The following is a 14,168-nucleotide window of genomic DNA, read 5'->3' on the forward strand; positions in this document are numbered from 1 at the left end:
CCGGCGACTCGATCCGGCGTGCCTCAGCGCCGGATCGAGTCGTGGAACGGGTTGGGTTCCAGCGTGAAGTCCGTGCTCGCGTCGGCCCACGTGTCGCCGTCGGCCGAGGCACGGCCGCGTCGGAGGGCGGCGAGCGCCTTCGTCGCCGGTGCGCCCAGCGCGAGTGCCGCAGCCCCGCGCAGGGTGCGGTCCTCTCCCCCGAGCACGCTCGCCCGATGCCAGGCCTCGCGCATCGCCCCGCCGCGTGCGGCGGGAACGACCCGCGCCGGCAGGGATCCCGAGCGACGCATGGCGACCAGCTGCTCGACGCGCTCCCACCACGTCGACTCGGACGACGGGTGGAAGTAGTTGTCGCGGAGCCAGTCGGGGTGCGGATGCCGGAAGCGGCCGGCCACGACCTCCGCGCGACCGCCGAGCAGCCCGCTGCCGACGAAGACGGTGTTGAGCAGGCTCTTGCTGACGCCGAACGAATCGAGCGCGATCACCGGCACCCCGACCGCGACGGCCTCGACCGCCGCCGTGGAGCTCACGGTCACGAGTCCGGCGGCTGTCGAGAGCGCCGAGGCCATCGAGTCGTACGAGACGACGAGGTTGGCCGGATGCCGCGACGGCAGGAGATCGAGATACGAGTCGCGCTCGCGGTGGGTCTCCGTCTCGCCCGGGCGGGACCGGAGCTTGAGGACCACGCGCCGACCCGGGTCGGCCTCGGCCGCACGGATGAGGGTCGCCGCGATCTCCGCCCGCTCCTCCCGCCCGACCGGGACGAGGGCCTGGGCCGCGAAGACGATGTCGGTGGCCGGCTCACGCTTCTCCCGCCCCTCGTCGGGGCGCTCCGAGACGAGCATCGCGCCCCGTGAGGAACCGTGCGGCTCGGCGGCCAGCACTCTCGCACGGTCGGGCGCGAGCATCCTCGATCGCAGTCGCGCGAACGGCAGGGTGGCCAGTGCCGTGGGAACCCCGACGCCGATGCGGCGTCCGAGCTCGGCGAACGCCCGCTCCTCGCGATGAGAGTGCACGACGAGCAGATCGGCGTAGCGCCTGTAGTCGAGCGCTCCGCGCTGGGCGGGGATGGCCATGCCCGGCATCCCCGCGACGACGACCGGCCGACGGGTCAGCCGATCGACGACCCTGCCCATGAGGCGCACGAACGGGCCGCGGCCGGCGAGCAGCACGACATCGGGCCGCTGGCCCTCGAGCCAGCCCACGGTCTCGGCGAACGAGATCCGCGTGACGTTCTCCGCCGGCATCCCGGTTCCGGTCAGCGCCGTGCGCTGCTGCTCGACGCTGACCGTCAGCGGCGTCCGCACGATCAGCAGATGAGGACGGATGCCGGGCACGCCGCCGAGCAGCGACGCCGACCACTTCACGAACGAATCGGCGTCGGCGATCGCGACGACGCGCAGAGTGCCCGATCCGCTCACGCTCATGCCGGGTGTGCTCATGCCGTGACGCGACGCAGCTTCGCCATGGGTGCGCGCTCGCTGTCGAACACGCGCTTCACGCCGTCACCGAGAGCCTTCTCGATCACGCGGATGTCGCGCACGAGGTGCTCGAGGCCGGCGGGCTCGAGCGAGGCGGCGTGGTCGGAGCCCCACATCGTGCGGTCGAGCGTGATGTGACGCTCGACGGCGACCGCGCCGATCGCGACCGCGGCGAGGGAGATCTGCAGACCGCGCTCGTGACCCGAGTAGCCCACGGGGACGCCGGGGTAACGGTCGCGCAGCGTGGCGATCGCGCGGAGGTTGGCCTCTTCCGGCTCCAGCGGGTAGGTCGAGGTGGCGTGCATGAGCACGACACGGTCCGTGCCGAGCGTCTCGAGCGCCCGGTCGATCTGCGCGATGGTCGACATGCCCGTCGACAGGATGATCGGCTTGCCGGTCTCGCGGAGGGCGAGGAGCAGCTCGGTGTCGGTGAGGCTGGCCGAGGCCACCTTGTGCGCCACCACGTTGAGGTCCTCGAGGAAGGCGACGCTGGGGACGTCCCACGGGGAGGCGAACCAGTCGAGGCCGAGCATGGTGGCGTGGTCGCCGACGGCGATGTACTCGTCGCGGCCGAACTCGACGCGGCGGCGGTAGTCGAGGTAGCTCATGGTTCCCCACGGCGTCTCCCGCGGCACGTCGCGCATGTGCTCGGGCGTGGAGATCTCGGGGGTGCGCTTCTGGAACTTCACGGCGTCGGCACCCGCCTTCGCCGCGACGTCGATGAGGCGCTTGGCGATGTCGACGTCGCCGTTGTGGTTGAGGCCGATCTCCGCGATGACATAGGCGGGGTGACCGCCGCCGATCACGCGTGAGCCGATGCTGACAGTCATGGTTCCTCCGGTCGTCGAAATGGCCTTCTCCCCTGGGTACGCGCCGAGAGTGAACTGCGTGCGACAGGAGGGTTACCGGAGTCGGTCACCCAGGCAACACCCGTTCGATCAGCTCGCGGACGGCACCGCGCCCGCCCTCTCGCGAGAGGACGACCCGCGCCTCCTCGCGCACGAGCGGATGCGCGTTCGCGACGGCGACCGGCCAGCCGACGATCCGCATGGCCGGCAGATCGTTGACGTCGTTGCCGAGGTACGCGATGTCGGAGAGCGGGATGCCGACCTCATGCGCCCACGACCGCAGCGCGGCCTCCTTGTCGTCGATCCCGTGCAGCACGGGCACCCGCAGCTTGTCGGCACGGGCGCGCACCACCGGGTTCACCTCGGTCGAGAGGATCAGCATCGGGATGCCGGCCGCGCGCAGCAGCGACACGCCCATGCCGTCCTCCCGGCTCACGCGCACGCGCTCGCCGCCCTCGGCATCGATGCTCGCGGTGTCGTCGGTGTGCACCCCGTCGAAGTCGGTGACCACGGCTCGGACGTCGATCCGCTCCGTGCCCTCGTGCAGAGCGGCGAGTGCGCGCGCGATGCGGAGCTGCTGCTCGTCGTCGATCTCGATCGCCGTCCACTCGGGGACCTCGGCGATGCGGATGCGCCCGAAGAAGCGGTGCTTCGCCTCGCGGAACCGGTCGGCGCGGAACACGTAGAACGCGCCGGTCTCGAGATAGTGGGGCTCCCGGTCCTGCCGCCGTGGCCGACGACTCGCGTCGTGATTGATCGCCGCCGCGCCGTCGTCTGTCTGCCGCCAGAGGAACCCGTACGTCTCGTGGGCCGAGAACACGCTGTCGGCCCGACCGGTGCGCAGGTCCTCGACGGCGCCCGACAGAGCGTCGCCGGGGATGAACGGCGAAGTGGCCTGCAGGAAGACCACGATGTCGGCCGTCTCGCCCGAGCGCTCCAGCTCGTCGAGCGCATGCAGGATCGCGCTCTCCGACGACGCCGTGTCACCCGACAGCTCCGCGGGGCGTCGCACCACCCGGGCGCCGGCCGCGGTGCTCACCTCGGCGATCTCGTCGTCGTCCGTCGAGACCACGACGAGGTCGATGCCCGCCGCGGCGAGCGCGCTGCGCACGGCCCGTGCCACCAGCGGCACCCCGCCGACCCGTTGCACGTTCTTGCGCGGCACGCCTTTCGAGCCGCCGCGTGCGGGGATGATCGCGACGGTCCTCGTCGCCGACTCGTGTGCGTCTTCGTTCATCGCCTCATCGTCCTCTCAGCGCGCGCCAGGCCCGCCCGACGCGGCGCTGCGCGCCCAGGGCCGTGAGCCGAAGCTCCTCCACGCGTCCGACGCCGCCTGCCGGCCGCAGCACTCGCCGGGCAGCGCTCTCGGGCGGAGCGCCGGGCAGACGCAGCGCGGCCAGTCGATCCGCGTCGAAGTACCGTTCACGATCGGCGGGGCGGATGCCGGTGAGCAGCCGTTCCGCGCGGCTGCGCAGGTGCCCGGCGAGTTCGGGCTGCATGACGTAGCCCACCGCATCGATCAGCAGCTGCAGCTGCTCCGGCTCCCGGTACGGCGAATCCTGACGGGTGAGGGCGTCGACGATCGTCGCGGGAACCCGGTTGCTGTTCTCGTACGGGCTGAGCCGCGCGAGCACGGTGTCGGCTCCGACCGCATCGATGGCGCGACCGTACAGGGCGCGCACGGTCGGCAGCGCGGTCGAGAATCCGGCGATGACCGCCTCGGCGTCGATCCGCTCGGCGAGCACCTCGGCGGCGAGCGCTCCCCGGTACTCACGGAAGTCGATCCCGTGCACGGCCGCCCTGTCGCGCAGCGCGTCGGAGAGACGAGGCGGTGCCGACGGATGCGGCTTGAACACGATGTGCTGCGGCGAGCGGGCTGCCGCCCTGTCGATCATCCCCTTCTGCAGGGCGACCTCCTCGGCGTCGCTGACGAGCCCGAGAGCCGACAGGTACTGACCGAGCACGAGCACGGTGCGCTCCCCGTCGAGTGCCGCGAGGAGGTCGGCGGTGTCGTCGACCTCGGCCGCCGTCTCGTCGAGCACCGCACGGAAGAGGTCGCTGCCGACGGGCACGGGCGTCGCAGTCGGCGAGGCCACGAGAGGTGTGACCCCGGGGACCACGTCGGCGTGCACCACGCGGCCGATCCGCGCGCGCACCGTGTGCGGCATCTTCACCCGCATCGGCGAGTAGGTCATGAGCCCGTCGCCGATGATCGTGATCCGCGCGTGCGGGAAGAGCAGCATCAGGGTGCGGCCCGGTGCCACCTGCGGGCTCTGGACGAGCAGCTCGAGGTCGTGTTCGTCGAGGTCCCACGCCCGCAGGAGCAGTCGCCGCAGCACGGGGAGCTCGGCGGCGAGCGGCTTCCACGAGCTCGGATGCAAGGGACCGAGAAGCGCGTCCAGGTCCTCGATCCGGTCGAAGCGCGCGCGAAGACTCGCGAGCGCCGGGTCGACGGCGACGCCCACCGCGGTCTCCGGGATCCGCGACGACACGAACGGCACGAGGAGTCGTTCGCCTCGCGCCCCGAGCAGGTCGCCGTCGATGGCGGCGGCGGCGGTGGCGAGTCCGTAGGCGCTGTGCACTGCGAAGAGCTGCGTCATGCCGCAGCCCTCCCGACCGCGCGAAGCAGAGGCGCGAGCACGCGCCGCCGGGGTCCGTCGAGGCGCGCGAGCACGGCGGTCGCCTCGGCCTCCGGCAGTCGGGCGAGCAGCCCACGGATGCCGGCGCGCATCTCGGCACGCAGGCCCGGCGTCATCCTCCTGGCGCGCACCAGGTGACGCGAGCTCAGCGCCAGCACGCTCCACACCGCCTTGGGAAGGAAGCGCTCCGCCTCGGCATCGGCCGCCGCGATGTCGAGCACCTCGTCCATCGCGCGGACGAAGTCCAGCTGCCGCCGATCGCGCACCTGCGTGAGCGACGTCGAGACCCCGCGCCGATACAGCAGCGCCGGCGCCTCGACGACCGCGAAAGATCGCGCCTGCAGGTGCAGCCGCCAGATCCAGGGCCGGTCCTCGGCGGTGAAGAGTCCCGGCGTGAACCCCGCGAGCCCCTCGTCGAGGAGACGGCGGTGCAGGATGCCGGCCCACGCGAACGGGTAGTCGACCATGGTGGGCTCGTTCTCCGGCAGGATCGCCTCGCGCGGCGGAGCGACCGACTCGCGCCACGGATACGGCGCACGCACGAGGGTCCGCCTGCTCGCCGTGACGGTGACGTGATCGGTGCGGAGGAAGTCCGCATCCGTCTCCCGGAGCCGCCTGGTCAGAACGTCGAGCCGTCGCGCCTGCATCCAGTCGTCGCCGTCGAGAAAGCAGAACGCATCGCCCTCGACCCGGTCGAGCCCCTGGTTACGGGCCGTGGCGAGGCCCCGTGCTCGAGGATTGACGATCACCTCCGCGTGCGGGAAGCGCTCGGCGTAGCGACGCATCAGCATTCCCGTGTCGTCACGGGAGCCGTCGTCGATCGCGACGAGCTTGAGCGCCGCCGGGTCGTCGAACTGGCGGGTCAGCGTCTCGAGCGTCGTCCCGATGTAGGCGCCCGCGTCTTTGGCAGGAAGGATGACGGTGACGAGCGGTGTGCGCACGGAACTCCCGGGTGGTCGGCGGTCCCGGCATGGTCGCAGGCGTTCGTAGCCGGACGGGGACGCCCGGGTGAACGCCCGGTGACGCGCGCCCGCCGTCCGATTCGCATCGGTTCGCGTCGGTGCGCGCGATCGGCGACGATGGAAGGCATGCTCTGGCCGTTCGGAACCACCTGGCGCCCCGTGCGCCAGAAGCGCCGCGACACGGTCGACCTGCGCTGGCTGAGCGCGCGGACGTGGACGAGGCGCTGGTACCCGCAGGGCGTCGACCTCGGCCAGTGGCACGGCAGGCGCACGCTCGCCGTCAGCTGGTTCCGTCAGAAGCTCGACGGCACCCACCTCGCGTCGCGGATCGCCGTCGTCGACCTCGACCGGTCCCGCCACCTCGATGTGCTGCTCGCCGTGGAGGATGACGACGGCGTGCTCCAGCCCGCGCCCATCCACGCCGGCGGCCTCGCCTGGTTCGACGACCGCCTCTTCGTCGCCGCCACCGGCCGAGGCATCTGGGAGTTCGACCTCGCCGTCATCCGCCGGGTGCGCGGGTCCGACGCGCGGCGGATCGCGGGAGCGCACGGCCGCGGCCTCACCGCGACCGCGTTGGTCGCGGTGCGCACTCGCGTGCATCCGATCGACATCCGCTGCTCGTACCTCGGTCGCGTGTTCGACGACGACGGCACCCCCCTGCGACGGGTGCTGATCGGCGAGTACAGCCGTGGCGACGAAGGCCGGATCGCGGAGTTCACCGTGCCTGAATCGGACGGCGACGACTTCGTCGAGCAGGCGCGGTTCTCGCCCGGCATCCCGCAGATGCAGGGAGCGGTGCGCTGGGGCGACCGGCATTTCGTCTCCCAGTCCGACAGACTGCGCCCGGGCTCGCTGTGGGTCGGCCCGCGCGACGCTCTGACGCGCGACCGCCACCCGCTGCCGGTCGGATGCGAGGACCTTGCTCTCGATCTCGACGCCGAGCTCCTGTGGTCGCTCGGAGAGCACCCGTGGAAGCGCGTCGTGCGCGGCATCCCGCTGTCTTCCCTCGGTATCGAGGACTGAACGGCGCAGCGGCCGGGCACAGGGCGGGGACACAGGTCGCGAACGTAGACTGTCCGGGTGAAGAACCGTGCACCTTTCCTCGTCTACACCGTGCTGCGGCTGCTGGCGTTCCTCGTCCCGCTCGCGATCCTCTGGTTCTTCTTCCCGATCTTCCGGGAGTTCTGGTGGCTCGCCGCGATCTTCGCCGCCCTCATCGGCGTGAGCATCTCGATGCTGTTCCTGCGCGCCCCGCTCACCGACGCCTCGGCGCGCCTCGTCGAACGTCGCGCGGGCCGTGAGCCCGCCGGGCAGAGCGACGCGGATGCCGAGGACGAGGCGATCGACGGCACGTCGCGCCCCGGCACCGGCCAGGCCTGAGCCTCACACGGTCGCGGTCGTCGTGGCCGCTCGGTCTCTAGCCGACGAAGGCCCAGAACAGCGCTCCGGCGTAGAGCAGCGCCGTGAGCGACACCAGTGCGAGGGCGATCACGAGCTCCTTCGCCTGGCGGTAGGTCCAGACGATCAGCACGGCCGGGAGCCCTGACAGCAGGGCGAGGAGTCCCACCCAGGCGATCGGGTAGAGCAGCGCGATGAACGCGAGGATGCCGAACGGCGCGAGGACGAACAGGGTGAACAGCACCTGCGTGGCGCGCCGGCCGATCAGCACCGTGAGGGTGCGCTTGCCGACCAGGCGGTCCTGGTCGATGTCTCGGAGGTTGTTCGCGAGCAGCACCGCGCACGCGAACAGGCCCGCCGCGATGGCCCCGAGCCACGCCTGCTGCGGAAGCTGGAACACCTGCACCCAGGTGGTGCCGAGGGTCGCGACGAGGCCGAAGAAGACGAAGACGAAGACCTCGCCGAGCCCGTAGTACCCGTACGGCCGCTTGCCGCCCGTGTAGAACCAGGCGGCGACGATGCATGCCGCACCGACCGCGAGCATCCACCACTGGCCGGTGCGCACGACGATCGCGAGGCCGACCGCTGCGGCGAGCGCGAAGAACACGAGGCCGATGATGAGCACGGTGCGAGGCTTCACGCGTCCGGACGCCGTGAGTCGAGCGGGCCCGACGCGCACCGCATCGGTGCCGCGGATGCCGTCGCTGTAGTCGTTCGTGAAGTTCACGCCGATCTGCAGCAGCACGGCGACGGCGAGGCAGGCGAGCGCGATGACCCAATGGAACTCGGGACCGGTGCTGCGTGCGGCGCCGGTGCCGATGACGACCGGGGCGATGGCGAGGGGAAGCGTTCGCAGCCGCGCCGCGCCGATCCAGTCGCCGACGGTCACAGGTCCGGCCTCGACGGCGGGCCGCCTGGCCGGGTCGCCGCTGGCGCGCTTGGCGGGGTTGCCGCTCACGCGGGCCGGGTTCTTCTTGCGATTCGACGATGCTGCCACGCAGGGAATCCTACTGGTGCGCCCGATGGGCCTTCTCCGGCGGCTGGCGTCGGTCGGCGGAACGTCAGGGGTTCGGGTTTGTGTCCTTACCGTCGAGCCACAGCGTGTCGGACGTGTCGCCGTGGGCCCCGCCCTTGCCGACGTGCTTGTCGCTGATCTTCGGCCCCTTGAGGATCACGTGCACCATCGCCTGCGCGTGTCCGTGGCCGAGACCGTACTCCTCCTTCAGCCAGTTCAGCACGACGGTCGACTTCGTCGTCGCGTCGAACCCCTTCTCGTTCGCGAGTTCGATGAACTGCCGCGGGGTGAGGCCGGTCTGGGCCTCGACCTTGTCGAGATAAGCCTGGAAGGACATCGGTGCTCCTGAGTGTCGGCGTCGGCGGATGACTTCCTGATCATGATGGCGGAAGCCTCCGACATCGTGCACGCGAATCTCGGATCGGAGCGGGCGGGGTCAGCGCGTCGCGTCTCCTGCGAGGGGGATGATCGGCCGGTGCTCGTAGTAGGTCTGCAGCACGACGGTCGTGCGGGTGCTCACGTTGGCGGCCAGGCGGATGTCGCGAACCAGCTCCTCGAGCGCGCGCGGCGTCGCGACGCGGACGAAGAGCATGTAGCTGGCATCGCCGGCGATCGAATGGCAGGCCTCGATCGCCGTGAGGTGCTCGAGCAGCTCGGGGGCGTTGTCGGGCTGAGCGGGATCGAGCGGGGTGATCTCGATGAAGGCCGACAGGGGGGTGCCCGCCTGCTCGGGGTCGAGGATCGCGCGGTACCCGGAGATCACGCCGCGGGTCTCGAGGCGGCGCAGCCGCGACTGCACGGCCGAGACGGAGAGGCCGACCGCGTCGGACAGATGCGCCAACGTCGCCCGCCCGTCGCGGGAGATCTCGGCGAGGATCGCACGATCGACAGAATCATCCACGGATGTAAGATTATCGTCAGGATTCCGTTTATGCCGGAATTTTTACGCCCAATCTCGCGATCGGAGGTTCCATGTCCACTCCTACCCTGCACACTCAGGCCATCGTCGGCGAACCCGAGGTCGTCGAGGACGCAGCGATCGCCGAGCAGAGCGCCGCGTGGGCGCAGCTGAAGGACGCGGCCGTGGCCCTCCGCGATATGCAGATCAAGGACGGCTCGATTCCGGATGCGGCGCACCACGCCGCCGCACGCGATCTGGTCGCGGCGATCACCGCCGGCATCCGCGCGCTCGCCCCCGCCTTCCCGCACGACGCCGAGTACCTCGCCGCCTCGGTCGCCGATTTCGACCGCTGGGTCGCCGAGGGCTTCGGGGTTCCCGACTTCCTGGACTCGCTCATGGCCTTCCAGCCGCAGCAGCATCGGGTCGACGGCATCCGTCACCTCGTGGTCTTCCCGATGTACACGCAGAACGGCTCGAGCGACCGCCTCGTCGAGGCCCTCATCGTCGAGACCATCTGGCCCGAGTTCATCGCAGCCCTCGAGGCCGGCGACTACGGGAACAAGCTCTTCGTCTCGCTGCGCCTCGTGGACTTCACGCCCGGCTACGACACGAACTCGGCCGTGCTCTTCCCCGAGACCGTCGCGATGCGCGAGATCCCGACCTTCACGTGGGGCGCGATCTTCCAGGACCGCGAGGCCGCCCGCTACCGCCGGGTCACCCGCGCGGCCGCGGAGATCACCAAGCTCGACCTGCCCGAGCGCGCCGCCGCGATGCTCGACGACCAGCCGCTCACCGAGCGGGCATTCGTGATGTGGGACATCATCCACGACCGCACGCACATGCGCGGCGACCTGCCGTTCGACCCGTTCATGATCAAGCAGCGGATGCCGTTCTTCCTCTACTCGCTCGAGGAGCTGCGCTGCGATCTCACCGCGTTCCGCGAATCGGTGAAGATCGAGCGCGCGCTGGGTGCCCGATCCGAGGCAGGCGAAGACCTCACCGCATCCGAGCAGGAGATGCTCGAGCACGCCGGCCTCGTGCAGTACGCGGTGATCTTCGACCGCATCTTCCGCTTCGCGATCACCGGCTCCCGCGTGCGCAACTACGACGGCCTCGGTGGGCAACTGCTGTTCGCGTGGCTGCACCAGCGCGGGGTGCTGCACTGGACGGACACCGCCCTCGCTTTCGACTGGGCGGCCGTACCCGACGCCGTCGTGGCGCTGGGCGACGCGATCGACGAGCTGTACTGGCGGTCCATCGACCGCCCGAAGACGGCGCACTGGCTGGCCGCGTACGACCTCGTCCGGTCGGTCCTCACGCCGCATCCCGCCTCGAACTGGGCTCGCGGACTCTCGGACGAGATCCTCGCCGGTGCTCCCAAGGGGTACACCGACGCCGTGCTGGACGACGAGTTCCCGCTGTCGATGTTCTTCGAGGCTCTCGACAAGAAGATGAAGCCGGTCATCGAGTCCACCGTGGGCATCCGCGGTACCGACGACTGACGCAGACGTGCGCATTTCCGGGGTTCGGCCGTCACGGCCGTCTGCATCTTCTGCGGCCATGCCAGGGGGCCGCGGCCGCAGAAGGTGCGTTCATCCGACACGGACACGCGCGTGAGCGCCTCCGGCCGCACGATCGTGCTGGCGGGAGCGACCAGCGCCGCGGGTCTCGCGGTCGCCCGTGCGCTCCTGACCGCAGGAGCGCACGTGATCGCGACCGGACGGTCGGCAGAGCGGCTCGAGCCGCTGCGCTCGCTCGGGGCCTCGACGGAGATCGCCGACGCGACGTCGGTCGTCTCGATGCAGGAGCTGGCTGACCGCCTCGATGCGGTGGACGCCGTGGTGCCGCTGGTCGGCGGCTGGCGCGGGGGCGGCGGCCTGGCGGGCCAGTCGGACGACGACTTCCGCGCGCTGATGCCTGCGCTGGAGGCGGTGCGCGCGACGAGCCGCGCGTTCGACGCGCCCCTACGGCGATCGGATGCCGGACGCTTCGCCATCGTCTCGTCGACGGCCGTCTTCCGGCCGCTCGCGGGCGGTGCCAACTACGCCGCGGTGAAGGCCGCCAGCGAGGCGTGGGCTCGGGCTGTCGCGCACGGTTTCGGCAAGGCGGCGCGGGATGCGGATGAGCCGCTGCGCGCGGCATCCGTCGTCTTCCGCGCGAAGTCGCTGGATCCGGCGGTACTGGCGGCACGCATCGTGGCCCTCTGGGACGAGGCCGCCGCCGATCTCAACGACCGGGTGGTCGACCTCGACGGCTGACGCGTCGCATCGGTCAGCGCCGCGGGTCGGGCACCTCAGGAGGCAACCCGCGCAGCGGGGGCGGCGCGTCGACCGCCCGCACGTCGGCGTCCTGCACCTCCGCCGCGCGTACGTCCGCGCCGGTCGTGTCGACCGATTCGTCGACGCCGCCGCGCCCGTCGGACTCCGCGACCGCTCCGTCTTCGTCACCGTCGAGGTTCTGCTCGGGAGCACGCGCGTACAGGTCGGTGAGCTTGCGATACGACTTCGTGAAGAAGGCCAGCGTGCCGGCGACCACCATGATGAGGCCGGCGAACAGACAGATGAGCGCGATGCCCCTCGCCTCTCCCTCGCCGAGCAGCCAGCCCCACTGGCGCTGCCCCGCGTCGGTCCTCATGTAGGGGATGATCAGGAACTCGGCGATGGGAGCGATGAGGAACGCCGTGACCGGCGCGGCTGCCGCCTCCATCGCCGCCGCCACTCCGAACACGCGACCCTGACGGTCGTAGCGCACCACCTTCTGGATGATGGTCTGCTCGGCCGCCTCGGCCGGCGGCACGAGGGCCATGTACGCCCACATGCCGATCACGTAGAGCGGCCACCACTCGCGCAGCATGAACACCGAGCCGAGCAGCCCCATCGCGATGACCACGAGCAGCAGGGTGCGCATCGGTTTGACCCCGAGACCGAACTTGGCCACGAGGCCGCCGCCGATGAGGAAGCCGGTCGACGCGAAGGCCAGTGCGAATCCCCACATCTGGGCGTCGAAGAGCGTGAGACCGTACGGGTCCATCAGCGCCATGTACACGCCGCCGATGAGGTTGTTGAAGGTCGAGAAGATGATGAGCGCGAAGAGGCCCGGCGCCAGGCGGATCGCCGCCACACTGCCGCGGAAGTCGAGAGCGCTCTTCGCCTCGGGATCGGGCTGCGGCGTGCTCTCGGGGATGCGGATGAACAGCAGATGCACGAACGTCAGGACCATCGCGCCGATCGCGATCGCCAGGGTCCACCCCATGCCGAGGAACCCGATGGAGAGTCCGGAGAACACGCTCGTCACGAGGAACGCGAGCCCCTGCACGGTGCCGACGAGACCGTTGGCGTTGGCTCGCCGGTCTTCGGGCACGAGCAGGGTGACCGTCGTCGACAGGGCGATGTTGCGCAGCTGCTCGATGACGCCGCCGAAGAGGATGATCACGGAGAACAGCCAGAACCAGGGCCCACCGAGATCGAGCAGAGCGGACTCGGGCTGCCAGACGTAGAGCACGCCGGCGATGAGGAAGGCGACCGCCGAGATGACGCTCGACAGCAGCATCACCGTGTGCTTGCGGTGACGGTCGACGATCGTGCCGAAGATCATCGCGAAGAAGGCGATGAACAGCATGTAGGCGCCGCCGATCACTCCGGTGGCCAACACGGACTGGGTCTCGATGTACACCCAGAACGTGAGGGCGAACCAGAGGAAGCTCGTCGTCACGTTGGCGATCAACGTGTTGACGAGGACGTTCGCGAAGGCGGTCTTCGCAGCGGTGCGCTCCATGCCTTCGAGGGTAGGGCGGGCCTCCGACATCCGGAAGACCTCCGCCCGATTAGGCTGGTCCGGTGAGCATTCAGCATGATCCCGCCGTGCGGGGCTTCGCCAGTGACAACTACTCCGGCGTCCACCCCGAGGTCCTCGCGGCCATCGCCGCCGCCAACGGCGGCCACCAGGTCGCATATGGCGAGGATGCCTACACCGAGCGCCTCCAGGAGGTCTTCCGCGAGCACTTCGGCGAGGGCGTCGAGGCGTTCCCGGTGTTCAACGGCACCGGCGCGAACGTCACCGCCCTGCAGTCGATGCTCCCGCGATGGGGTGCCGTGATCGCTGCATCCACCGCCCACATCAACGTCGACGAGGGCGGTGCCCCCGAGAAGATCGGCGGCTTCAAGATCCTCGCCGTCCCGACCGATGACGGCAAGCTCACTCCCGAGCTCGTCGACCGCGAGGCCTGGGGCTGGGGAGACGAGCACCGCGCGCAGCCGCTGGTCGTCTCCATCACCCAGTCGACGGAGCTCGGCACCCTCTACTCGGTCGAGGAGATCCGGGCTCTCGCCGACCATGCGCACGAGCGCGGCATGACCCTCCACCTCGACGGCGCGCGCATCTCGAACGCCGCCGCCGCCCTCGACGTGCCGCTGCGCGCCTTCACGCGCGACGCGGGCGTCGACGTGCTGAGCTTCGGGGGCACGAAGAACGGCGCGATGATCGGCGAAGCCATCGTCGTGCTGAACCCCGAGGCATCGACCGGACTCTCATTCTCGCGCAAGTTCAACATGCAGCTGTCGTCGAAGATGCGCTTCGTGTCGGCTCAGCTGATCGCTCTTCTCGAGGGCGACCTGTGGCTGCGCAACGCGCGGCATGCCAATGCGATGGCGCAGCGCCTGCGCTCGGCCATCGACGCGGGTCTCGCCGACGGCTCGATCGCCGGGGTGTCCTTCACCCAGCCCACCGAGGCCAACGGCGTCTTCGCCACTGTGCCCGACGGCGTCGCGGACAGCCTGCGAGAGAGCTTCCGCTTCTACGACTGGGATGCGGCGCGCAACGAGGTCCGCTGGATGTGCGGCTTCGACACCGAGGAGTCGGACGTCGACGCCTTCGTCGCAGCTCTGGCGCGTCTCACCACGCGCTGACGACGGGTCGGCGCGTCAGC

The 14,168-nt window shown here is 70.5% G+C and carries 14 protein-coding genes; 5 read left to right on the top strand and 9 right to left on the bottom strand.

The window, feature by feature from the left end:
- Window positions 1-23 precede the first annotated feature (23 nt).
- The 5 genes from BN2660_RS02610 to BN2660_RS16395 form a co-directional block, all read right to left on the bottom strand.
- Entirely contained in the window at window positions 24-1,442 is a 1,419-nt protein-coding gene (locus tag BN2660_RS02610) for a DUF6716 putative glycosyltransferase (protein WP_141651222.1), read from the bottom strand.
- Window positions 1,439-2,311: an N-acetylneuraminate synthase family protein gene (locus BN2660_RS02615; protein ID WP_091226898.1), complete on the bottom strand. Its 873-nt coding sequence runs from the start codon at window positions 2,309-2,311 to the stop codon at window positions 1,439-1,441. The genes BN2660_RS02610 and BN2660_RS02615 overlap by 4 nt, the downstream gene beginning before the upstream one ends.
- A gap of 85 nt (window positions 2,312-2,396) precedes the next feature.
- Window positions 2,397-3,566, bottom strand: a complete 1,170-nt coding sequence (locus BN2660_RS02620) for an acylneuraminate cytidylyltransferase (RefSeq protein WP_091226901.1) — start codon at window positions 3,564-3,566, stop codon at window positions 2,397-2,399.
- A 4-nt stretch (window positions 3,567-3,570) separates the two neighbouring features.
- Window positions 3,571-4,929, bottom strand: a complete 1,359-nt coding sequence (locus BN2660_RS02625) for a polysialyltransferase family glycosyltransferase (RefSeq protein ID WP_091226904.1) — start codon at window positions 4,927-4,929, stop codon at window positions 3,571-3,573.
- A complete protein-coding gene (locus BN2660_RS16395) occupies window positions 4,926-5,909 on the bottom strand; it encodes a glycosyltransferase family 2 protein (RefSeq protein WP_141651223.1) in 984 nt (327 codons plus the stop codon). The genes BN2660_RS02625 and BN2660_RS16395 overlap by 4 nt, the downstream gene beginning before the upstream one ends.
- A 147-nt stretch (window positions 5,910-6,056) precedes the next feature.
- Between BN2660_RS16395 and BN2660_RS16400 the strand changes: the two genes are divergently transcribed.
- Window positions 6,057-6,953: a hypothetical protein gene (locus BN2660_RS16400; protein ID WP_141651224.1), complete on the top strand. Its 897-nt coding sequence runs from the start codon at window positions 6,057-6,059 to the stop codon at window positions 6,951-6,953.
- 57 nt (window positions 6,954-7,010) lie between these two features.
- Entirely contained in the window at window positions 7,011-7,310 is a 300-nt protein-coding gene (locus BN2660_RS02640) for a DUF4229 domain-containing protein (RefSeq protein WP_091226915.1), read from the top strand.
- 37 nt (window positions 7,311-7,347) lie between these two features.
- Here the strand turns inward: BN2660_RS02640 and BN2660_RS02645 are convergent, their stop codons facing one another.
- From BN2660_RS02645 to BN2660_RS02655, 3 genes are all read right to left on the bottom strand, one after another.
- Window positions 7,348-8,217: a 1,4-dihydroxy-2-naphthoate polyprenyltransferase gene (locus BN2660_RS02645; protein WP_091227114.1), complete on the bottom strand. Its 870-nt coding sequence runs from the start codon at window positions 8,215-8,217 to the stop codon at window positions 7,348-7,350.
- A 172-nt stretch (window positions 8,218-8,389) separates the two neighbouring features.
- Window positions 8,390-8,680: a DUF4287 domain-containing protein gene (locus BN2660_RS02650; protein WP_091226917.1), complete on the bottom strand. Its 291-nt coding sequence runs from the start codon at window positions 8,678-8,680 to the stop codon at window positions 8,390-8,392.
- Window positions 8,681-8,779: 99 nt separating this feature from the next.
- Window positions 8,780-9,244: an Lrp/AsnC family transcriptional regulator gene (locus tag BN2660_RS02655; RefSeq protein ID WP_091226920.1), complete on the bottom strand. Its 465-nt coding sequence runs from the start codon at window positions 9,242-9,244 to the stop codon at window positions 8,780-8,782.
- A gap of 71 nt (window positions 9,245-9,315) precedes the next feature.
- Here BN2660_RS02655 and BN2660_RS02660 point away from each other — a divergent pair, with 71 nt between their 5' ends.
- Window positions 9,316-10,746 (top strand): DUF6421 family protein, encoded by a 1,431-nt coding sequence (locus BN2660_RS02660; protein ID WP_091226922.1) that lies wholly within the window; start codon window positions 9,316-9,318, stop codon window positions 10,744-10,746.
- A 111-nt stretch (window positions 10,747-10,857) separates the two neighbouring features.
- Window positions 10,858-11,502 (top strand): SDR family NAD(P)-dependent oxidoreductase, encoded by a 645-nt coding sequence (locus BN2660_RS02665; RefSeq protein WP_255304993.1) that lies wholly within the window; start codon window positions 10,858-10,860, stop codon window positions 11,500-11,502.
- 13 nt (window positions 11,503-11,515) lie between these two features.
- Here BN2660_RS02665 and BN2660_RS02670 read toward each other — a convergent pair whose 3' ends face one another.
- Window positions 11,516-13,018, bottom strand: coding sequence for an MFS transporter (locus BN2660_RS02670; RefSeq protein ID WP_091226926.1), 1,503 nt, complete (start codon window positions 13,016-13,018; stop codon window positions 11,516-11,518).
- 62 nt (window positions 13,019-13,080) lie between these two features.
- Between BN2660_RS02670 and BN2660_RS02675 the strand changes: the two genes are divergently transcribed.
- Complete coding sequence (locus BN2660_RS02675; RefSeq protein ID WP_091226929.1) at window positions 13,081-14,148, top strand: threonine aldolase family protein; 1,068 nt, start codon at window positions 13,081-13,083, stop codon at window positions 14,146-14,148.
- Window positions 14,149-14,168 lie beyond the last annotated feature (20 nt).

It is taken from the genome of Microbacterium sp. 3J1 (assembly GCF_001049495.1).
GTDB lineage: Bacteria > Actinomycetota > Actinomycetes > Actinomycetales > Microbacteriaceae > Microbacterium.